This is a genomic window from Pseudomonas sp. PICF141 (assembly GCF_002286815.1).
In the GTDB taxonomy this organism is placed as follows: domain Bacteria; phylum Pseudomonadota; class Gammaproteobacteria; order Pseudomonadales; family Pseudomonadaceae; genus Aquipseudomonas.
Genome location: NZ_MUNM01000084.1, coordinates 1 through 21,220, shown reverse-complemented (window position 1 = coordinate 21,220; position 21,220 = coordinate 1). Strand labels below are relative to the sequence as shown.

General features: G+C 58.7%; 16 protein-coding genes. 3 read left to right on the top strand and 13 right to left on the bottom strand.

Features of this window, described 5'->3' with window-relative positions:
* Window positions 1–5: 5 nt before the first annotated feature.
* Window positions 6–1,118, bottom strand: a complete 1,113-nt coding sequence (locus BZL43_RS24955; protein WP_095634744.1) for a capsular biosynthesis protein — start codon at window positions 1,116–1,118, stop codon at window positions 6–8.
* A gap of 283 nt (window positions 1,119–1,401) precedes the next feature.
* Between BZL43_RS24955 and BZL43_RS24950 the strand changes: the two genes are divergently transcribed.
* Window positions 1,402–2,034 carry a toluene tolerance protein gene (locus tag BZL43_RS24950; RefSeq protein ID WP_095634743.1) on the top strand — a complete coding sequence of 211 codons (633 nt, stop codon included), beginning with the start codon at window positions 1,402–1,404 and terminating at the stop codon, window positions 2,032–2,034.
* A gap of 18 nt (window positions 2,035–2,052) precedes the next feature.
* On the opposite strand, the gene BZL43_RS24945 is transcribed toward BZL43_RS24950, so the two are convergent.
* The 12 genes from BZL43_RS24945 to glnE all read right to left on the bottom strand — a co-directional run bounded on the left by BZL43_RS24945 (window position 2,053) and on the right by glnE (window position 17,680).
* Window positions 2,053–3,312, bottom strand: coding sequence for a capsule biosynthesis protein (locus BZL43_RS24945; protein WP_095634742.1), 1,260 nt, complete (start codon window positions 3,310–3,312; stop codon window positions 2,053–2,055).
* Window positions 3,313–3,335: 23 nt separating this feature from the next.
* Window positions 3,336–4,247, bottom strand: a complete 912-nt coding sequence (locus BZL43_RS24940) for a glycosyltransferase family 2 protein (protein WP_177409354.1) — start codon at window positions 4,245–4,247, stop codon at window positions 3,336–3,338.
* Window positions 4,234–5,988: a carbamoyltransferase gene (locus tag BZL43_RS24935; RefSeq protein ID WP_095634741.1), complete on the bottom strand. Its 1,755-nt coding sequence runs from the start codon at window positions 5,986–5,988 to the stop codon at window positions 4,234–4,236. The genes BZL43_RS24940 and BZL43_RS24935 overlap by 14 nt, the downstream gene beginning before the upstream one ends.
* A gap of 248 nt (window positions 5,989–6,236) precedes the next feature.
* The gene (locus BZL43_RS24930) at window positions 6,237–7,100 is read right to left on the bottom strand and encodes a DUF3800 domain-containing protein (protein ID WP_095634740.1); all 864 of its coding nucleotides are present in this window, start codon (window positions 7,098–7,100) and stop codon (window positions 6,237–6,239) included.
* Between the two features lie 322 nt (window positions 7,101–7,422).
* On the bottom strand, window positions 7,423–8,874 hold the full coding sequence (locus tag BZL43_RS24920; protein WP_095634739.1) for a lipopolysaccharide kinase InaA family protein: 1,452 nt from the start codon (window positions 8,872–8,874) through the stop codon (window positions 7,423–7,425).
* Window positions 8,874–9,626: a lipopolysaccharide kinase InaA family protein gene (locus tag BZL43_RS24915; RefSeq protein WP_095634738.1), complete on the bottom strand. Its 753-nt coding sequence runs from the start codon at window positions 9,624–9,626 to the stop codon at window positions 8,874–8,876. The genes BZL43_RS24920 and BZL43_RS24915 overlap by 1 nt, the downstream gene beginning before the upstream one ends.
* Entirely contained in the window at window positions 9,623–10,357 is a 735-nt protein-coding gene (locus BZL43_RS24910; RefSeq protein ID WP_095634737.1) for a lipopolysaccharide kinase InaA family protein, read from the bottom strand. The genes BZL43_RS24915 and BZL43_RS24910 overlap by 4 nt, the downstream gene beginning before the upstream one ends.
* Entirely contained in the window at window positions 10,357–11,163 is an 807-nt protein-coding gene (gene rfaP, locus BZL43_RS24905; RefSeq protein WP_095634736.1) for a lipopolysaccharide core heptose(I) kinase RfaP, read from the bottom strand. The genes BZL43_RS24910 and rfaP overlap by 1 nt, the downstream gene beginning before the upstream one ends.
* Entirely contained in the window at window positions 11,163–12,284 is a 1,122-nt protein-coding gene (locus tag BZL43_RS24900; protein ID WP_095634735.1) for a glycosyltransferase family 4 protein, read from the bottom strand. Before BZL43_RS24900 ends, rfaP begins: the two co-directional genes overlap by 1 nt.
* Entirely contained in the window at window positions 12,284–13,345 is a 1,062-nt protein-coding gene (waaC, locus tag BZL43_RS24895; protein WP_095634734.1) for a lipopolysaccharide heptosyltransferase I, read from the bottom strand. The genes BZL43_RS24900 and waaC overlap by 1 nt, the downstream gene beginning before the upstream one ends.
* Before the next feature lies 1 nt (window position 13,346).
* On the bottom strand, window positions 13,347–14,381 hold the full coding sequence (gene waaF / locus BZL43_RS24890) for a lipopolysaccharide heptosyltransferase II (RefSeq protein WP_095634733.1): 1,035 nt from the start codon (window positions 14,379–14,381) through the stop codon (window positions 13,347–13,349).
* A gap of 359 nt (window positions 14,382–14,740) precedes the next feature.
* Window positions 14,741–17,680, bottom strand: a complete 2,940-nt coding sequence (gene glnE / locus BZL43_RS24885) for a bifunctional [glutamate--ammonia ligase]-adenylyl-L-tyrosine phosphorylase/[glutamate--ammonia-ligase] adenylyltransferase (RefSeq protein ID WP_095634732.1) — start codon at window positions 17,678–17,680, stop codon at window positions 14,741–14,743.
* Between the two features lie 383 nt (window positions 17,681–18,063).
* Here glnE and aceE point away from each other — a divergent pair, with 383 nt between their 5' ends.
* Window positions 18,064–20,709: a pyruvate dehydrogenase (acetyl-transferring), homodimeric type gene (gene aceE, locus BZL43_RS24880; protein ID WP_095634731.1), complete on the top strand. Its 2,646-nt coding sequence runs from the start codon at window positions 18,064–18,066 to the stop codon at window positions 20,707–20,709.
* An 11-nt stretch (window positions 20,710–20,720) separates the two neighbouring features.
* Window positions 20,721–21,220: biotin/lipoyl-containing protein (locus BZL43_RS24875; RefSeq protein WP_305884088.1), on the top strand; the 500-nt coding region annotated here is incomplete at its 3' end.

Genomic DNA, 21,220 nt, shown 5'->3' with positions numbered 1-21,220 from the left:
TCCTGTCAGCACTCGGCTTTTCCCAGCATTCGATTGGCGACCCGCTGCAACTGGGCCTTGTCGGCGTTCTTCCAGCCACCCTTGATGCAATAGTGCTCGGAGAGGTAGTGGAGAAAGTTACGCCTCAACCGCTCATCGAGTGGCCATTGCGGGAATGCACGCGCCAGTTCCATCACCTGCTCGGCGTTGTCGGCATGCATTACCAAACCCTCGATATTGAAAAACGCCTGGCCCAGGGTCAGCACGGGCTTACCCAAAAGCAGGCTTTCCAGGCCCACCGTCGAGTTCAGTGTGATCACAAACTGACTGGACTCGATCAACTGCTGAGTGGCGTTACCGTTGGCGAACAAAAGGCGATCGTGAGTACGCTCATGCAACTCAGGATACGTTTCGCGACTGGATGGATGCTCCTTGAACACCACTGTCAATCCAGTCTCTTTGGCCAAGCGCTCGCCCAAGGCGAACATCTCGCGCATGTTCTTGATCCAGGGAGAAAACAGCCGAACCTGGCTATCGCGATCATCCTGGAACGGAATAAAGACGAATTGCTCCGGAAGCACGATCGGGGCCGGGCCGCTGGTGCGAGGCTGACGCGGGATCAGCACCGGCACGGCCTGACTTTCAGGCACGGGATAAGGATAGTTGAGGTAAAAACCGGCCTCGCGCGGAACGGCATTCAGGTAGTTCACGCCCTGCGGATCAACGGTTGTGGTGTTGGGCAGCAAGCCGTTCTCGAAAAAGAAAGTCTTACAACCCGGCGGCGCCAAGGCCGTCAGCAATCGGCAGTAGCGGTGGGAACCATTCCAGAACACCAGCGCATCGGGGTGCTCGCGATCAAGCAATGCCTGAGCGCGGAGTGCCATCCAGATCAGCTCCAGACGTAACAGCAGGCGATACAAGCGACCGTCGTTTTTATTCTTGACGCGTCGCTCTTCGCATTTTTCTTCGATCAGGCTCGGCCAGTCGATTCGCGAAAGCACTCTGGATGCATGCGACAACTTCGGCCAGGGCATCTGTGGCGGGGTAACGACTTTACCTTCTAGCTCGGTCTCATTGATTAACCGATTGAAATAGAGGCCTTGATGTTTGGCCAGGGAAATGAACAGCATTGTCGTCATAGGGTGTCCAAAAAATAGGCCGCATCCACCCGCCAAAGCGCAATATAACCACGTGCGACACGTCCGCAGACATCAACACCCTGTTATTCGCCCGTCCGCGTATAGAAGTATAAAACCAGAAATCAGAAGCAAGCACTCTGTGGTATTGCGCCAGGCAACCCCGTGAACGGGCAACTGCCTCTTAAAAAGTGAGGCGATTGTACCACAGCGGTTTTTTGCAGCATGCGCACTGCGGTAACATAGCCGGCTGTCCACCCCCATCAGGCCAAGCCTTGGAGCCTTGATGCAAACGCTCGACCATACTGCTTATCTCAACATGCGCGAGGGCGCCGACGTTCTCGAGGCCGATGGTAAAGGGGATAAGGTCTTGTGCCTGGCCGATGGCTCGATGCTCAAGCTGTTTCGCCGTAAACGCTTGCTGACCTCTGCGCTTTGGGCGCCTTACGCCCGGCGCTTTGCCGACAACTGCCAAGCACTGCACGAACGCAATATCGAATGCCCGACGGTTCGCCAGGTCTATCGCATCCCCAGCATCGAGCGCGATGCCGTGCATTACGACCCACTGCCCGGTCACACCCTGCGTCAGTTGCTGGGCACCGACAATAACGAATCCCTTCGGGCCCAACTGGGTGAGTTCATTGCACGCCTGCATGAGCACGGCATTTACTTTCGCTCCGCGCACTTGGGCAATGTCGTATTGACGCCTGAAAACACGCTGGGGCTGATTGATATTGCTGACCTGCGCACCTATCGAAAGCCGCTGCGCAAAGGCCTGCGTCTACGTAATTTCAAGCATATGTTGCGCTATCGCCAGGATCGCGAATGGCTACTCAAGGACAACCAGTTTCTTGAGCATTACCTGAATCACCAACGTGTGTGCAGTGGACAGGAACTGAGCCTGGCGCTCACCCCTTAAGCCTTTGAGCCGACCATGTCAGCCAGCGGCAGACAGCCTGAAAGTCTCGAAGTCACGCGCAGGGTCTGTACCTTGCAGCAAGCTATCGACCAGTTGAATGGTCTTTGCCAACCCCTGAGAACCGTATACCAGGTGGTAATCGGCAAAACGCCGGGCCTGGGCCACATGGCCCGGATAATCCTGCTCAAGCGCTTGCAACTGGCGGGAAAACTCGTGCTCATCGCGTACCTGGGGCCCAAAAAACACCGAGTGAGAGAAGATATCCACATCACTGCCCGCATTCACGTGGATGACCGGCCGGCCCGCCAGCCCTGCCTCGATACCGGCATTGGACATGATATTGACCACAACGCTGGCCTGCTCCAGAGCCTGCGCCAGTGAACACTTGCTATCCAGCAAGTCGACGTTGGCTAACTGTGCAGCGGCATCGCTCCAGAATTGCGCCTTGCTGCGCGGATGACGCTTGAACAGCACGCGATAATGCGGATGTTGCTCGGCCCAGGCGCGCAGTAACTGATAGGTGCGCTGATAGCCCGGTTCTTTTTCCCGATCAGGGCCAACACCCAGAATCAACAACGTGTGCAGAGCAGGATCGGCAACCGGTAAATCATAGGTTTCATCGGCGAGGTAAGAGCCAATCAACACCACCGTTGACTCACCGAATCGCAATGTTCTTTCTTGCAAGGCAACCAGCGAACTATGGCCAAAGACGCCGTAATAGTCGTAATCGTTCATCCCCAGTCGCCGTGAAGATTCCAGCGTCGTGGCATGGGCCAGCTGCAGCAATCGGCCACCCCGCGCAGCCAATGCCAAGCGCAGGAACGGCGCATGAAGACTACCGTTGCGTTCGTTGATCAGCACCTTGGGCGAATACGTCATCACCAACCATTGGGCATGGGCGGCGTATACAAGATAACGCAGCGGTACAGGCTGCGGCGGCGCCAGGAGCATGCGCCGGGCGCAGGCGTCCGATGGAGAACGCAGCGCGGCCTCCGTCAAGCGGTGGCCACGCTTGCGCAAACCCTCGATCAGAATATTCTTGCGTTGCAACGCCATGGACTTTGGCGCCGAATGCAATAACAGGACTTCACAAGGTTCAGCCACCACTGAACCACTCAAGCAGGCCTTGGCGCGCATCCCGACCGCCACATCCACCAGCACATCACGAATCAGGCGCAAAAGACTGCCACAGCGACCATGACGCTCGCGTAGCAGCTTCCAGCGATAACGATCCAGTTCACGCGCTTTTTGTGCCCAGCATCCCTCAGCCTGGAGCACACTTGCCTCAGACGGTGGCGTGCTCACTTGAATAACAACCGGATGGCCTTGCGGGTATAGGACCAGCGCGTCAGCGAGCGCAGATTGGCGCGCACGGCGCGGGCGTAAAAAGCCTTGGCGTTGACATAATCGCCGGCACTGTAGCAATCGCGGAACAACGACAGGCAGCGCTGAGCCAGGAAAGCCTGGCGCAGGTCCTGCAATTCTTGAGGCATGCGGGCCGAGGAAAATACTTCATCAACCATCCCCACGCCTGCGGCCAGGCTTTGCTTGAGGTCATGGCGCATGCTGTCGCCATGCTTGTAGATCAGCGCCAGCGGCTGATCGAGCACCGTGCACGGAAACCGCGCCAGCACCTGAGCGAACACCGGAATATCTTCAACGTTGCGCAAGTGCTCAGGATAGTTGCCCGGTGCAAACACTTCACGATGCATCGCGCAGGCGCCATTGGACAGCGATACCGTCTTGTCCAGCAAGTAACCCCGCACACGCTGGCGCGGGGTAGCTGGCAAGGGTTTGACGGCATGCTGGACACGACGACCGTCGTCGAACACCGACCAGTGACCGCCAATGATCAAACGGCTGTCAGGATGGCTGGAGATATGCCGGGTCAACGCAGCCAGCGCACCAGGCGCCATCTCATCATCGGCATCGAGGAAGATCAGGTATTGCCCCCGGGCTTCCTCGATCCCGCGATTACGCACCGAAGACAAACCGCCATTGGGTTTGCGCAGGGCTCTAAAGCTTCCCGCATGCTCAGTCAGCAGCTGCTCCAGAACTTGTGGCGTCGCATCAGTGGAACCGTCATCGATCACCAGCAACTCGGCCTGGGCATCCCCCAACTGCGCCAACACCGAATTCACCGCACGCGGCAGGGTTTTGGCGTAGTTATAAGCAGGAATAACGATACTGATCAGCACGTCAGTCAACCGCATACTCGTTCGCACCTTCTTTGACCACCAGAATGTCTTCCATGATCAGGTACTGCAGGTCGGAACCAAAGAACATGTTCAAGGCATCGGTCGGCGAGCAGATCATCGGCTCGCCACGACGGTTGAGCGACGTATTCAGCGACACGCCGTTACCGGTCAGCACTTCCAGCGCCTTCATCATGTCGTAATAGCGCGGATTGTATTCGCGCTTGAGCACCTGAGCCCGGGATGTGCCATCTTCGTGGACGACTTCCGGCACGCGGGTTTTCCATTCTTCAGCCACTTCGAAAGTGAAGGTCATGAACGGCGCCGGGTGATCGATCTTGATCATCTGTGGCGCAACGGTGTCGAGCATCGACGGGCAGAAAGGCCTCCAGCGCTCGCGGAACTTGATCTGGTGGTTGATGCGGTCAGCCACGCCGGTCGCGCTCGGGCAACCGATGATCGAACGACCGCCCAAGGCGCGCGGACCGAACTCCATGCGACCCTGGAACCAGGCCACCGGGTTGCCGTCGACCATGATCTTGGCGATCTGCTCCGGCATGTTCTCAAGCTTGCGCCATGCAGGCTTGTTCGGGTGACGGGCACAGGCCGCGAGCACGTCTTCGTTGCTGTAGGACGGGCCGAGGTAGACGTGTTCCATCTTCTCGACCGGCACCCCACGGGCATGGGACACGTAAGCCGCCGCGCCGACCGCAGTACCGGCATCGCCGGACGCAGGCTGAACGAACAACTCCTTGATGTCGTCTCGGGCAATGATTTTCTGGTTCAACTTGACGTTCAACGCACAGCCACCGGCGAAAGCCAGTTTGCCGGTTTCCTTGAGCACATCGCCCAGGTAGTGGTCGATCATCTGCAGCGCCAGTTTCTCGAACAGCGCTTGCATGCTCGCGGCGTAGTGGATGTAAGGTTCATCGGCGATGTCGCCTTCGCGCTTGGGACCCAGCCACTCGATCAGCTTCGGCGAAAAATAGAAACCCTTGCCCTTCTCTTTATGGCGACGCAGGCCGATGACGTTGGCGTAATCCGTGTTGATCACCAGTTCGCCATTTTCGAACGAGGCCAGACGGGAGAAATCGTATTTGCTCGCGTCGCCGTACGGCGCCATGCCCATGACCTTGAACTCACCGTCGAGCATCTCGAAACCGAGGAACTCGGTGATCGCGCCGTACAGGCCGCCGAGGGAGTCAGGATCGAAGAATTCCTTGATCTTGTGGATCTTGCCGTTTTCGCCGTAACCGAAGAAGGTCGTGGCGTACTCACCCTTGCCGTCGATCCCCAGGATCGCGGTTTTCTCTTTGAAACCGGAGCAGTGGTAAGCGCTGGAGGCGTGGGCCAGGTGATGTTCGACCGGTTCGATCTTGATTTTCTTCGGATCGAAGCCCAGTTGCTCGAGGCACCAGACGATCTTGTTGCGATAGCGCTTGTAGCGACGATTGCCCATCAGGATTGCGTCGAGGGCGCGGTCCGGGGCGTACCAGTAACGCTTGGCATAGTGCCAGCGAGCCTTGCCGAACAGGCTGATCGGCGCGAATGGAATCGCTACCACATCAACGTCGGACGGCTTGATGCCTGCTTGTTCGAGACAGAACTTCGCCGATTCGTAAGGCATGCGGTTCTTTGCATGTTTATCGCGCACGAAGCGCTCTTCTTCTGCCGCCGCGACCAGCTTGCCGTCGATATACAGGGCTGCGGAAGGATCATGGCTAAGGGCGCCGGACAGGCCAAGAATCGTCAATGCCACAGGGGTCTAGCCTCTTAAGTCTGCGTGCAGGCGCAATGCGCCTCAAAAATTAATGTGCCCTCGCAAGGGGCGAGAGTCAGCTAAAGGGCGGGATTATAGCTTAAAAGCGGTGGCAAGCCTCTAGCGAGAAGTGGCGAGCCGGCGCGTTGACAGATTAAGGACCTCGACATAGACTCCTGCGCAAATGGACTGGGGGATCCCGGTCGGCGTTGTGGCCTCGGTGAGTTTCACCGGGGCTTTTCGCTTTCTCAGAGAGGGAAAATCTTTAAACCCCAGTTCTCGAAACCCTCCCCCACATTGTTACGCCCACCACTGCAGTAGAACTTGCGCTTGAGTACATCAAAGGCACGATTTTCTTGCCCAGACCGCAAAACGCTCATACCAATGGGTCTTGCAACAAGATCCGCTAGTTGTAACCCCGTAGAATTCGCTTGCTTGGTTGCAAAGACAATATCGAACGGCAACTGAATGCCCAATCGATTCGCGCCATCGCACATGCGACGAAACTCCAGTTCAAGCTCGTTATCCTCCCGCTTCCCTCGACGCTCGAAAATCACATGAGTTAATACGCTCTGTTGATTTTTTTCTTGTAAGTACTCATAAAGCGTTTCCAGACAGAAACCGAGTGCGACGTGATAAGGATTGTGGACAGGACCTTGTTTTTCGCGAAGGGCAGCTTTGTCGATAACACAACTGATCAGAACGAAATTGCTGGCTTCAATGATGCCCGTCAACTCGTCAAGAAAGGCATGTTTGTGATGCCTCGACGTGAATAGACTGGAGAATGCTCCCTTTTCTTTTCGAATTTCCAATTCATGCAGACCGATCAGGTCATGCCCCATATGATTAAATTTAAACTTCTGAAGGGCAGGAATAACCTTTTCGCAATAATGCCCTTTATGAAACACACAAAATGCCAGAACAAACATTGGATAGTTTGGATCTAATGTTTGCATCCCATGATCGCCGCTCTCATCTACATAGATTATGAAATCGCTGTACCTTCCGAGCGGAGGTAACAGCTTTTTCGCCTCAACATCAGTTTCAGCGTCGCTTTCGTTTTCGCTTTCAAAAAGAACAAGCTGTTGAGAGTGCAAAATCGAGGTCGACACGAGCTATTCACCCTTTAGGGATGGACTGGCATAGGTTTTTTGTTTTCTGAGGCCACGGGTGGCCTCCTCGTCACTCTGCAGCACTGTGACGGCAGTTCCACAGCCGAATAGCGCCAGTGAGAAAGTACTCGGCAACATAGCCATTTTTTTCGTCAATATCTGCCCCCGAGAACGTCAGGCAAACTAGCATCGCGGCTATTCAGGGCACAATTCACGGGATCTGTAGATCATGTAGGACGGTTCATAAGAACTTGTCCTCTAGATCTCGGCAGACTGATCTGTCGCCATCGCGGGCTTGCCCGCGACGGGTCAAAGACCCGACTCAAGTAGCGCTGGAAATATCTTTGGGCAAACGCTGATCAATCACTTGGTACAGCGCACTGTTTTCAGGCCAATTGCGCATGAACCGCGCCCGATCCCGCGCATACGCCGCAGCAAAGCTACTGAGCGAGTTATGCTGACACATCGAATCCAGGTCGATCAGCGCCCAGCGATCCTGCTGCCAGAACAGGTTATGGCCCTTGAAATCGCCATGGCTGATGCGCTCGCGAATCAGTTCGGCGAACAGGTGATCCAGAGCCTGAAGCTCGGCTTGCGGCGCTTCGCCGCTCTCCACGTATGGCGCAAACCGCTCGATGATGTCCGGTCCAGGCAAATACTCGGTCACCAGATACGCCCGACCGCGCAACCACAGAAAACGCTTCTCCCACAACGCCAGTGGCTTGGGCGTGGCGATGCCCAGGAATGCCAGGCGATTGCCTTCACGCCATGAATGCCAGGCGCGGCTCGGGCGCCAGAAACGTTTGAGCCAATGGGCAAAGCCCTTGATGTTGTAGCGTTTGACCAGCAATGTGCGACCCGCCACTTCGACCTTGCCGACGCTCGCGGCGCCGCCGGTCTTGTACAGATGGCCTTGATCGAGCAAGGCATCGGCCTGCTCCAGCACCGGCAACATCGCCGCCTCTTCTTCACGGCGAATCGCCCGCAAGCCAAACGCCCCGCGCTGGACGCAGAACAGCGTGCATTCGCGGCCGACCTTGATCAGGAAATCCTTCAAACGCCAGCGACGGACCTTGTCGATCTGCTTCTGCAGCGCTTCCATGGGTAAGGCATGCTCGCCGTTTGCCAACAAGTAATACACCAGCAACTCTTCGGTAAAAGGCTCCAGTGACTTGGGCAACTGAGCGAAAAATACCCCGAGATTTTCCAAGACTTTGTGTTGCGACAGTGGCTTGCCAGGCGTCTCGGCACAGATGCCGGCGCCATCGATCAAATACAACTGACCGCCATGGCGCAGCAAGTTGTCCAGATGCAAATCTTCCTGCCACAACCCCTTGCTGTGCAGATGCGCGATCGCCCCCAGCGCCTCGGCCAGCACGGCTGATTGTTCATCCGCCAGCACTGGCAAGTGTTCGACCTGTTTCCAGGCATCCCCCAGGCTCTCGGCGCCCTCAAGGAAATCGAACAGCAGCCAGCCGCCCTCGCCGTGCTTCAGGCCATCAGCCAATAACAATGGCGTGGTCAATCCCTGGCCGGCAAGCAAACGCACGCCGTCCAGTTCACGCTGAAAATGCCGTGCCGCTTTATTGCCGACCAGCAACTTGGCCAGCACCGGCCGGCCGCGCCATATGCCGGCACCCACATAGCGCTGCCCGGGCAACACCCGCAGCAGGCTTAGCAATTGCAACTCTGCAACCCCTGCGGCATCGGCCAGTGGAATGCTTAGAGGCAGGCTCGGGCTGCGGCCCGCGTGTTTCAGTTCGGACAAACGCATCAGCGCGCCTCCTTGTGACTGCGCCGCGCACTCAGGCGCGATACCCAACTGTCCACCAGCGAACTGTTCAAGGGCTGATCCAGATAAGCCGCCAACAACTCGCGCAGCTGACTTTCGCTCCATTCCGACGCCCGACGCAGCAACGGCTCCAGGTCCTTGACCCGATCACGTTGGCCAAACAGCAATGGCCGGGTTTTTTCCAGGTCGATCAACTGAGCCTGGTAACCGTCACCGGTGGCCTGGAGAAAAATATGCTTGGGATAGAAGCATCCATGCAGTTGACGCATCTCATGCAGGCGACGCGCCAGTTGCCCACAGGCTTTCAGAATTGCCGTGCGCTGTGCCGCGCTCAGGTCGGACCAGCGCTGCAACAGTGAATCCAGATCATCCCAACCGTCCAGCGCACGGGTCAGCAGAATCGCCCGGACTTCGCCGCCGACTTTGCGCTCACCGAAGAACGCCGCCTGCAACGCCGGAATACCCAGTTTCTGATAACGCCTGATGGTGCGAAACTCACGGGCAAAACTTGGCTCGCCAAAGGGAGAATGCAATGTACGCGTCAGGTAATTGCACTGGCGCTTGAGGTAGTAACCATGACCTTCCAGCTCTAGCCGAAATACACTGCTCCAGCCACCACCGACGGTATTGGGCTCATCCACCGCCTCGAGCTGTTTGGCCCAGAGTGCGTCGAAGGTGCCAAGGCCATGACGCTCAAGCAGCGCACGGTCTTCAGCAGCCAGGAAATCAGTCATTCGCGTCCCTCGAAAAATCTCACCACGTGCCTGATCCGTTGTTTGTCGGCGGCATCGAGCCGGGTGCTTTGGCGGTATTGCAGATAGAAGCGCAGACGCTGGGTGGCGGACAGATGATATTTGGCCACCTTGTCCAGACACGCCAGGTCTTTGGTGATCCGGTACTTGAGCCAGAAGCCGCGCCAGAAGTCACCGTTGGGGCAATCGATCAGAAACAGCCGCGCCTCATCGTCGATCAGCAGGTTGCGCCATTTCAAATCATTGTGGGTGAAACGATGATGGTGCATGGTCCGGGTATAGCCCGCCAGCTGCCGGCTGATGCTATCCACCCAGGCGCGGTCCGCCAGTTTCGGGTCATGTCGGTCAGCCAGGGCCGATAGAGCTTCGGTATTTGGCAGTTCGCGGGTGATCATCGCCCCACGGTTGTATGCCACGCCGCGTCGCTCCAGCCCCCAGGCCACTACTTCGGCGGTGGGAATACCCCATTTGGCAAAACGCTTGAGGTTCTGCCACTCGGCCTTCACCCGTGGTTTACCCAGGTAACGGCGCAGGCCTTTGCCAGCGCCGACGTAACGCTTGACGTAATAGTTGACGCCATTGCGCTGGACGCGAATGACCTCGGACAGCGGATCGCGGGTCAGTCGCTCGCCCTTGAGCGCGAACACCGCGTCAAGATTGCCGAAGTCTTCTGCCAGATCGCTGTAAGCAGGTTCCAGGGTCCAACCCGACATCAGAGCGCATCCCCATACCGCTGTTTACGCTCATAGAGCTTACCGGCCTTGCCCTCGAGCCATGCCAGCAATTGTGCTTCTTCAGCCAGGATCTGGCGTAATGGCTGCTGGAAGTAACCCTTGAGGAAACGCAGTTTGTCGCGACGGGTCAGGCCAATGTCGAGCGCCGAAAAATACAGCGCCGCCAGGTCCTTGTCACGCCAGCGTCGGGTAATCGTCGGACGCGTCTGGGCACGGTGCAGATCGATCACCGACAGCTTGAAGTCATCGGCTGTCACGGGTTTATCGGTGTGCAGCAGGAAGTGACAGATGTAGCAGTCGCGGTGGTTAACCCCGGCGCGGTGCATCATGCCGGTCATGCGCGCGACTTCGGCGATCAAGGCGCGCTTGAGTTTTGGCTCGGGTGGTTGCTTGACCCAGTCGATGCTGAAATCTTCGAGGCTGACAGTGGGCGCCAGCTCTTGCGTGACGATGAACGAATGCTGGTCTGCCGGATTGCTGCCTTTTTCGCCGTAAGCGACAGCGGTCATGGTCGGCACGCCGACTTCTTGCAGGCGCTGAATGGCCTTCCATTCCTGGCCTGCACCAAGCACTGGAAGTTTGGCGGTCAGCAGGTTTTTGAAAATCTCGCCCCAGCCGATGCCACGGTGGATTTTCACGAAGAACCCGTGACCGTCCACTTCGGTACGCAGTGTCCGGCGCGCTTCAAGCTCGCGGTACACCTCGCCCTTGAGGCCCTCGACTTCGGCGAACGGATCGCGTCCGGCCCAGAGGCTCTTGAACGGTTCAGCCAGCATCAACTTCATTAAGCGTGCTCCGCCAGAATCACATCGGCCGCGTGCTGCGGCATGCTGTAGAGGTCGGCCGTCTCGGCGAAAGCCAGACCGTTGCGGCTCCAGGCCGCCCGTGCATTTGCGTCATTCAACATGCCGGTCAGATATTGGGTCAGTTGTGCTTGCTCGAAGGGTTCGTCCAGCACCAGGCCGGCATCGGCCTCGGCGATGTAATGGGCATAGCCGCACACCGCGCTCACCAGCACCGGCAAGCCGGCGACCACCGCTTCAAGCAGCACCGTCCCGGTGTTTTCGTTGTACGCCGGATGGATCAACAGATCGGCACCGAGCAGGAAACGCGGGATATCGCTGCGGCCCTTGAGGAACTGCACGTTGTCGCCGAGCCCCAGTGTGGTGCTCTGCAACTGGAATACTTTGGGGTCGTCCTGGCCGATTACAAACAGTCGGGTACGCTTTTTCAGCTCGACGGGCAAGGCGGCCAGCGCCTTGAGGCTGCGGTCCACGCCTTTGGTCTTGAACCCGGAGCCGATTTGCACCAGCAGCAGTTCATCCTCTTTCAGGTTGAACTCGCGACGAAACCCCGCACGGATCTCGGCGGCATTGGCCGGTGCGCGACGGTCCAGAGCAATACCCGGCGGCAGTAAATGGAAACGCGCAAGCGGCGTGTCGTAATGCTTGACGAACAGCGGCTGCTGGACTTCGGAAATCATCAGCACTTCGGTTTTGGCGTCCTTGGCGAACACCGCGCGCTCATACTCGGCGAAGTGCCGGTAGCGGCCCCAGCGACGGTACAGCGAATTGCGCAGGTTTTGCGCTTTGTCCTCGAAGCAGCCGTCGGCGGCGTAGTAGACATCCAGGCCCGGCATTTTGTTGAAACCGATCAGGCGGTCCACCGGACGCCTGGCCAGATCGGCCTCCATCCACTCGGTGAGTTTTTCGTTGCGCCGATGATTGAAGAACGCCTTGACCGGCGCCACCAGCACTTCGAAACCAGGAGGAATGTCGCCCTCCCAGATCAGCGTATAGACACGAATCTGATGGCCACGTTGCTGACACTCCAGGGCGATGCGCATGAAGTCGCGCTGCAAGCCCCCGAACGGAAAATATTTGTACAAGACAAATGCCAATTGCATCAGCGCAGCTCCTCAGCCAGTAACAACGTGCTCAGTCGGCTCGCGACACGCTCGGGATTCAGACGCGTGAAGCACAGGGGCCATTCGCGTTTCAGGTCGAACCGACGGGCATCGTCGGCCGTCGGTTGATAGGTGCATTTCTTTTGCAGGCACGGTGCGCAGGGGAAGTCGCTGGCGATGTGAATCTGCGCCTTGCCGTACGCGCCGGTCAGGCCCGGATTGGTCGGGCCGAACAGCGACAGGGTTGGCACGTCCAGCGCCGCCGCGAGGTGACCCAGACCGGTGTCCACCGCGACGCAGGCTTGCGCTCCGGCCAAAACTTTGCCCACCCCCGCCAGGTTCAGTTTGGGCAGTACTTCGACGTGCCGCATGTCTTTGGCGATGCGCTCGGCGCGGGCCTTTTCGACCGGATTACCCCACGGCAGCTTGACCGCTACGCCAAGGTAACCCACCCGCTCGGCCAACTCGCGCCAATAGGCTTCGGGCCAGTGCTTGGTGTCCCAGGTGGTGCCATGGAGAAACACCACGTACGGATTCTTGCGCGGCAATTCCACCAGTCGTTCGACGTTCAGGCCATAGTCGCCCAGTCCCTTAGGCAGATCGTAACCAAGTGCCACCGCGAACAGCTGGCGCACTCGTTCTACCGCATGCTGCCCACGGGCCACGGCCAGACGTCGGGAATAGAAGCGCGCGGCGATCGGTTCGCGGGCCGAGTTTTTGTCCAGCCCGGCCACTGGCGCTTTGGCGTAGCGAGTCAGCAACGCGCTTTTCAACAAGCCCTGGGCATCGATCACCAAGTCATATTGGGTCGCGCGAATGCTTTGCTTGAAGCGCTTCCACTCGCCACTCTTGATGGTCTGCCAGATGTTCTTGCGCCAGCGACGGATCGCCACGGGAATCACCTTGCCCACAGCCGGGTGCCAGGTCGGAATCTCGGCAAAGCCTTCTTCCACCACCCAGTCGAACGTGATGCCGGGGATCGCCCGCGCCGCGTCGGTCAACGCTGGCAACGCGTGAATCACATCGCCCAGCGAAGAAGTCTTGATCAACAGTACCCGCAAACTATTTGACCTCGACCACAGTGCCCAGCAACCGCTGCAAGGCTTCGTTCACCGCTTTGGGCATGAGTTGGCGCAAGCAATTGTAATGACCGAAACGGCAGGTGCGATCGAAGCACGGACTGCATTCGATGCCCAGGCGCACGATCTCGACGTGCTCGGCCAACGGTGGCGTGAAACCCGGCGAAGTCGAGCCGTACACCGCCACCAAAGGGCGGTTCAGCGCGGCAGCCACGTGCATCAGGCCGGAGTCGTTGGAGACCACCGCATCAGCGCAAGACAACAGATCGATGGCCTCGGCCAAAGACGTGCCACCACTGAGGTTCACCGATTCTTCACGAAGACCGGGAATCAGCCGCGCGCGGATGTCTTCGCCCACCGCGTGATCGTTTTTCGAACCGAACAGCCAGACCTGCCAGCCTTCCCGGATCTTCGCTTCGGCGACCTTGGCATAGTGCTCGGACGGCCAGCGCTTGGACTCGCCAAACTCGGCACCGGGACACAGCGCCAACACCGGACGGTCGAGGGCCAGACCGAACTTGGCCAGTGCACCGTCGCGGGTCACCGGGTCGATCCGCAGGCTCGGCCGTGGATACGGTTTCGGCAACTCGACACCAGGCTCGAAGGCCAGGGCCATGAAGCGCTCGATCATCAGCGGATAATGTTCTTTGTCGAGCGTGCGCACGTCATTGAGCAGGCCGTAGCGCAACTCGCCACGCCAGCCGGTGCGTTTCGGGATACCGGCGAAAAATGGCACCAGCGCCGACTTCAGGGAGTTGGGTAGCAGGATGGCCTGGTCGTACTGGCCGGCCAGGGATTTACCAATGCGCCGACGCGTCGCCAGTTCCAGCACGCCGTGGCCGAGCGGGAAGCTCAAGGCCTGGCGTACTTCAGGCATACGTTCGAGAATCGGTCGGCTCCACTCGGGGGCCAGCACGTCGATTTCGCATTGCGGGTGGCGTTGTTTGAGACACTGAAAAAGTGTCTGCGCCATCACCATGTCACCGACCCAACTGGGCCCAACGATCAGAATTTTCATGTGGTTTCCAAAAACGAGCCGGGGAGGCATACGCCTCCCCGCCTCGAGAATCCAGCACCTTCGGGGGTGAACCGTCAGGTCATTTGGACGAGCCGATTGGGGCTCGTCGGATCAATTTTGTGCACATCCAGTGCGGTACAGCTTAGCCAGCAAATCTTTCGGGCTGACTGTTAATGTGGCGAGGGGGCTTGCCCCCGTTGGAGTGCGGAGCACTCCCAAAATCTTCGACCACTTACACCTACTATCGAGTGTACCGCTCTGCGACTGCTCCGCAGTCGAACGGGGGCAAGCCCCCTCGCCACAGAAGCTCCCACAGCAAGCTCCCTTGCCACAAAAGCCCGCATCCACAATTTCGTTGCTCAGCTTAACCCGAGCTCGCGCCAGATTCGCATGACCTGGCGTCGTTCATCCACGAACTGATCGCCGGGTATGACGCCGGAGTCCTTCTGCAAGGCTTCCCGGTGAGCGGCGGAGCGGTAGGCCTTATAGGCTTCACGCAACAGGCTGGCGTCTTCGGCGGGCATCAGCCCGACCTCCTCCAACCCTTCCAGAATGCGGATATTGTCGGTATAGCGCAGCAATGACGGATGCGTCTCAGACCATGCCAGAGCCGCGTATTGCACCATAAATTCAATATCGACGATACCTCCGGCATCCTGCTTGAGATCGAACGGCGCCGTGGCCTCGAAGGCATTTGCCGCCATACCCGCCGCCGTGCTCTTGCTGCCAAGGTTATCGCGCATCTTGGCGCGCATCTCGCTGACCTCCTGGCGCAAGGTCGGCAAGTCACGCGGCTTGGCCAATACCGCCGCGCGAACCTTCTCGAATGCCTGGCCAACATCCTGACTGCCCACCAGCACCCGCGCCCGTACCAGCGCCTGGTGCTCCCAGGTCCAGGCTTCGTTCTCCTGATACCGGGCAAACGCCCCCAGGGAACTTACCAGCAAACCGGAGGCACCGGACGGCCGCAGGCGCATGTCCACTTCATACAGCTGACCGGAGTTGGTCTGCGCCGTCAGCAAATGAATGATGCGCTGCCCGAGCCGGGTAAAAAACTGTGCGCCATCGATAGGCTTCGGCCCATCGGTTTCGGCCTGCGGATCGCCGTCGTGGATGAACACCAGATCCAGGTCCGAACTATGCCCCAGCTCCAGACCGCCGACTTTCCCGTAACCGACAATAATGAAACCAGGGTCGCACAAGCTGCCGTCTGTGCGCAGCGGCGTACCGTACTTGGCCACGGTCTGGCGCCAGGCCAGGGCCAGCACTTGTTCGAGGATCGCTTCGGCAAGCCAGGTCAGGTAATCACTGACTTTCATCAAGGGCAGGCTGCCGGCGATTTCCGAGGCGGCGACGCGCAAGCGGTGCGCCAGTTTGAAATGTCGCAGGGCTTCCATTTGTTGTTCGAGATCGTCTTCGGGAATCCGCGTCAGACGCTCGCGCAATTCGGCGGCCAATTCCGGCGCCAGTGGCGGCTTGAACAACCGGCCTTCGTTAAGCAATTCGTCGAGCAGCAGCGGGAAGCGCGTGATCTGCTCGGCAATCCACGGACTCGCGGCGCACAGCGTCAGCAAGCGGCGCAGGGCTCCGGGGTTCTCGGTCAACAACACCAGATAGGCGGAACGACGCGCCACGGCCTCCACCAGTGGCAGCACCCGCTCCAGCACCAGATCAGGATTGGCATGTTCCACCGCCTGAGCCAGCAAGCGCGGAATAAAAGCGTCGAGGCGCTCGCGCCCCAGACGCTGCATGGCGCGTAATTGCGGGCTGCCGCGCAGACTGGCCAAGGCTTTCAGCGCCTTGGGGGCATCGGCAAAACCGCCCTCCTCCAGCTGACGGCACGCGGCTTCCTCGTCTTGGGCCTCTTCCCACAGCGGCAGCCATTCGCCGCCGACCACCACTTCACTCTCGGCACCGTGCTCTTCATCAGGATCGGCAATCACCTGAGCAAAGTGCCAGGCCACTCGGCCACGCCAGTACATCAGCTGTTCGTGGAACGCCGTCCAGTTGGCAAACCCGAGCATAAAGGCAATGCGCGCCTTGTCCTGTTCGCTATCCGGGAGCATCTGGGTCTGGCGGTCGGCAATTGCCTGGATCGCATGCTCGGTGTAACGCAGAAATTCGTAGGCTTCGCGCAACTCGCTGACCACCGCTGGCGGCAGGTAACCCTGACCTTCGAGGGTGCTCAGTACTTTTAATAGAGGACGCTGCTGCAGGCTCAGGTCGCGGCCACCGTGAATCAGCTGGAAGGCCTGGGCGATGAATTCGACTTCACGAATGCCGCCGGAACCCAGCTTGATGTTGTCGGCCATGCCCTTGCGCCGAACTTCCTGCTGGATCAACTGCTTCATGGTGCGCAGCGCTTCGATGGCCGAGAAGTCCAGGTAGCGCCGGTAAACGAACGGACGCAGCATCTCTTGCAATTGCGCCCCTGCCACCTGATCGCCGGCCACCACGCGTGATTTGATCATCGCGTAGCGTTCCCAGTCGCGGCCCTGATCCTGGTAATACTGTTCCAGCGCATTGAAGCTCAACACCAAAGCGCCGGACGAACCATACGGCCGCAAACGCATGTCGACGCGGAACACGAAACCGTCGACGGTCATCGGGTCCAGGGCCTTGATCAGACGCTGGCCGAGACGAATGAAAAATTCCTGGTTATCCAGCGACCGCTTCACACCGACGGTTTCACCGCCCTCGGGGTAGGCGAAGATCAGGTCGATGTCCGATGACAGGTTCAGCTCCACGGCGCCGAGCTTGCCCATGCCAAGGATGACCATCTGCTGCGGCTCGCCGCTGCGCCGCCCGGTAGGCGTGCCGAATTGCTGGCAATGGCGCTGATACAACCACTGATAGGCCTGATCGATACTGGCATCGGCCATGTCCGAGAGGTCGCGGCAGGTCTGGATCAGATCAGCCTGGCGGGTGAGGTCGCGCCAGATGATCCGCACTTGCTGGCGTGCGCGTTGGCGACGCAAGGCGCGGCCAAGCTGCTCGTCGGTTTCGGCAGTACTCACCGCCGTCGCAATCTGTGCGCACAACTCGCCGGGCGCAAAGACACGGTCCAGCTCCCCGGACTGCACCAGTTCCAGCAACATCAATGGGTCACGCAGACTCTGCTCGATGACAAAGTCGCTGGCCGCGGTAACGCGGGCGAATTGCACCCAGCGTTCAGGCGTCCAGGCCGACAGGCCATGATCGTCGGGAAAAAGCGCGACGGCCGTACGGAACGACTGCTCGGCACGGGTGACAAAAGGCAGAAGTCCGCCGGGCAGTTCGGCAAGCGAAGGGAGGCTCATGGTCTATCCTTGATCGGCGTGCGAGGGGCTGCATGTAGTGATTCTTGAAAATGCGCTACCTGACTGACTGTCGAACAAAGGTTAGAAATAGCTGAAATTTGTTTATTTTTGGCAGCGATCATCAAGCCTTCACCTTTTTTGGTTGGCAAAAGACCAACCTTAACGATTATTCTCACAACGCAGCCGGAGGCCACAAGCCGATCTTCTGTAGTTTTACTACTCGTCTATACATTCGAAAGGCTGAAATGCCCGATGATTTGTAGTAAAACTACACGCCGCCGGAACAACCTCTCGGCAATCCAAGAATTTATATCGTCTGCCCACAAGGCCAGTCGCAAACTCAGGCAACCGATTCTGGAAGCCTTTCCGCCCTGGAGCAAGCCATGCAAGACCTCGATCCCGTCGAAACCCAGGAATGGCTGGACGCCCTGGAATCGGTTCTCGACAAAGAAGGCGAAGACCGTGCTCACTATCTGATGACCCGTATGGGCGAACTTGCGACCCGTAGCGGCTCGCAACTCCCTTACGCCATCACCACGCCTTACCGCAACACGATCCCCGTCACCCACGAAGCACGCATGCCTGGCGACCTGTTCATGGAACGCCGCATTCGCTCGTTGGTACGCTGGAACGCGATGGCCATGGTAATGCGTACGAACCTGAAAGATTCTGACCTGGGTGGTCACATCTCCAGCTTCGCTTCCAGTGCGACCCTGTATGACATCGGCTTCAACTACTTCTTCCAGGCTCCGAGCGATGAACACGGCGGCGACCTGATCTACTTCCAGGGCCACACCTCGCCAGGCGTTTACGCCCGTGCATTCATGGAAGGCCGCATCACCGAAGACCAGATGAACAACTTCCGCCAGGAAGTCGACGGTCAGGGCCTGTCGTCCTACCCGCACCCTTGGCTGATGCCTGACTTCTGGCAGTTCCCGACCGTCTCCATGGGGCTGGGTCCGATCCAGGCGATCTACCAGGCTCGCTTCATGAAGTACCTGGAACACCGTGGCTTCATTCAGCCGGGCAAACAGAAAGTCTGGTGCTTCCTGGGCGACGGCGAGTGCGACGAGCCGGAATCCCTGGGCGCGATTTCCCTGGCCGGCCGCGAGAAGCTGGACAACCTGATCTTTGTCATCAACTGCAACCTGCAGCGCCTCGACGGCCCGGTTCGCGGCAACGGCAAGATCATCCAGGAACTCGAAGGCGTGTTCCGCGGTGCTCAGTGGAACGTGACCAAAGTCATTTGGGGCCGTTTCTGGGACCCACTGCTGGCCAAAGACGTCGACGGTATCCTGCAACGCCGCATGGACGAAGTCATCGACGGCGAGTACCAGAACTACAAAGCCAAAGACGGCGCCTTCGTGCGTGAACACTTCTTCAACTCGCCAGAACTCAAGGCGATGGTTGCAGACTTGTCCGACGACGAGATCTGGAAACTCAACCGTGGCGGCCACGACCCGTACAAGGTCTACGCGGCGTACCACGAAGCGGTCAACCACAAAGAACAACCGACCGTCATCCTGGCCAAGACCATCAAAGGTTATGGCACCGGTGCCGGCGAAGCGAAAAACACTGCGCACAACACCAAGAAAGTCGATGTCGACAGCCTGAAGTTGTTCCGCGATCGTTTCGATATCCCGGTCAAAGACGACGAACTCGAAAACCTGCCGTTCTTCAAACCGGAAGAAGGCAGCGCCGAAGCCCGTTACCTGAGCGAGCGCCGTTCCGCGCTGGGCGGTTTCGTGCCTCAGCGTCGCGCCAAGAGCTTCAACATTCCGACCCCGCCCCTGGATACCCTCAAGGCAATCCTGGACGGCTCGGGCGACCGTGAAATTTCCACCACCATGGCCTTCGTGCGGATCCTCGCGCAACTGGTCAAGGACAAGGAAATCGGTCCGCGCATCGTCCCGATTATCCCGGACGAAGCCCGTACCTTCGGTATGGAAGGCATGTTCCGTCAGTTGGGCATTTACTCGTCCGTCGGCCAGCTCTACGAGCCAGTCGATAAAGACCAGGTGATGTTCTACAAGGAAGACCAGAAAGGTCAGATCCTTGAAGAAGGCATCAACGAAGCGGGCGCCATGAGCTCCTTCATCGCTGCCGGTACTTCGTACTCCAGCCACAACCAGCCAATGCTGCCGTTCTACATCTTCTACTCGATGTTCGGCTTCCAGCGTATCGGCGACCTGGCCTGGGCCGCTGGCGACAGCCGCACCCGTGGCTTCCTGATCGGCGGCACCGCCGGCCGGACCACGCTGAACGGCGAAGGCCTGCAACACGAAGACGGTCACAGCCACATCCTGGCTGCCACCATCCCGAACTGCCGCACCTACGATCCAACCTACGGCTACGAGCTGGCGGTGATCATCCAGGACGGCATGAAGAAGATGACCGAAGAGCAACAGGACGTCTTCTACTACATCACTGTCATGAACGAATCCTACCAGCAGCCAGCCATGCCGGCCGGTGCCGAAGAAGGCATCAAGAAAGGCATGTACCTGCTTGAGGAAGACACCCGCGAAGCGGCGCACCACGTTCAGCTGATGGGCTCCGGCACCATCCTGCGTGAAGTCCGTGAAGCGGCGAAGATTCTGCGTGAACAGTTCAACGTCGGCGCTGATGTGTGGAGCGTTACCAGCTTCAACGAACTGCGTCGCGATGGCCTGGCCGTCGAGCGCAGCAACCGTCTGCACCCGGGCCAGAAGCCTAAACTGAGCTACGTCGAAGAGTGCCTGAACGGCCGTAAAGGTCCGGTCATTGCCTCTACCGACTACATGAAGCTGTTCGCAGAGCAAATTCGTCAGTGGGTCCCGTCCAAGGAATTCAAAGTCCTGGGCACCGATGGTTTCGGCCGCAGTGACAGCCGCAAGAAGCTGCGTCACTTCTTCGAAGTCGACCGTCATTTCGTGGTGTTGGCAGCCCTGGAAGCCTTGGCTGACCGTGGTGATATCGAGCCTAAAGTGGTGGCTGAAGCCATCGCCAAGTTCGGTATCAACCCGGAAAAACGCAACCCACTGGACTGCTGAGGAGACACTCTGTGAGCGAACTCATTCGCGTACCTGACATCGGCAGCGGTGAAGGTGAAGTAATTGAACTGTTTGTGAAGGTCGGCGACCGTATCGAAGCCGATCAGAGCATCCTGACACTTGAGTCGGACAAGGCGAGCATGGAAGTGCCTGCGCCAAAGGCCGGCATCATCAAGAGCCTGAAAGTGAAACTGGGCGATCGCCTGAAAGAGGGCGACGAACTGCTGGAGCTGGAAGTCGAAGGTGCCGCAGCGCCAGCCCCTGCGCCTGCCGCAGCGCCAGCTGCCAAGGCTGAAGCTGCGCCTGCTGCCGCCAAAGCACCGGCCGCTCCAGCCGCAGCGCCTGCTGCTGCCAGCGTTCAGCAAGTGCACGTGCCGGACATCGGTTCGTCGGGCAAGGCCCAGATCATCGAGATCCAGGTCAAGGTCGGCGACACCGTCGCAGCTGATCAGTCGCTGATCACGCTGGAATCCGACAAGGCGAGCATGGAAATTCCATCGCCTGCCGCGGG

Coding starts and splice junctions, on each gene's coding strand:
- aceE (WP_095634731.1), top strand. CDS start 18,064: ATGCAAGACCTCGATCCCGTCGAAACCCAGGAATGGCTGGACGCCCTG.
- BZL43_RS24955 (WP_095634744.1), bottom strand. CDS start 1,118: ATGACGACAATGCTGTTCATTTCCCTGGCCAAACATCAAGGCCTCTAT.
- glnE (WP_095634732.1), bottom strand. CDS start 17,680: ATGAGCCTCCCTTCGCTTGCCGAACTGCCCGGCGGACTTCTGCCTTTT.
- BZL43_RS24910 (WP_095634737.1), bottom strand. CDS start 10,357: ATGTCGGGTTGGACCCTGGAACCTGCTTACAGCGATCTGGCAGAAGAC.
- rfaP (WP_095634736.1), bottom strand. CDS start 11,163: ATGAAGTTGATGCTGGCTGAACCGTTCAAGAGCCTCTGGGCCGGACGC.
- BZL43_RS24900 (WP_095634735.1), bottom strand. CDS start 12,284: ATGCAATTGGCATTTGTCTTGTACAAATATTTTCCGTTCGGGGGCTTG.
- BZL43_RS24950 (WP_095634743.1), top strand. CDS start 1,402: ATGCAAACGCTCGACCATACTGCTTATCTCAACATGCGCGAGGGCGCC.
- waaF (WP_095634733.1), bottom strand. CDS start 14,381: ATGAAAATTCTGATCGTTGGGCCCAGTTGGGTCGGTGACATGGTGATG.
- BZL43_RS24940 (WP_177409354.1), bottom strand. CDS start 4,247: ATGCGGTTGACTGACGTGCTGATCAGTATCGTTATTCCTGCTTATAAC.
- BZL43_RS24920 (WP_095634739.1), bottom strand. CDS start 8,874: ATGCGTTTGTCCGAACTGAAACACGCGGGCCGCAGCCCGAGCCTGCCT.
- BZL43_RS24915 (WP_095634738.1), bottom strand. CDS start 9,626: ATGACTGATTTCCTGGCTGCTGAAGACCGTGCGCTGCTTGAGCGTCAT.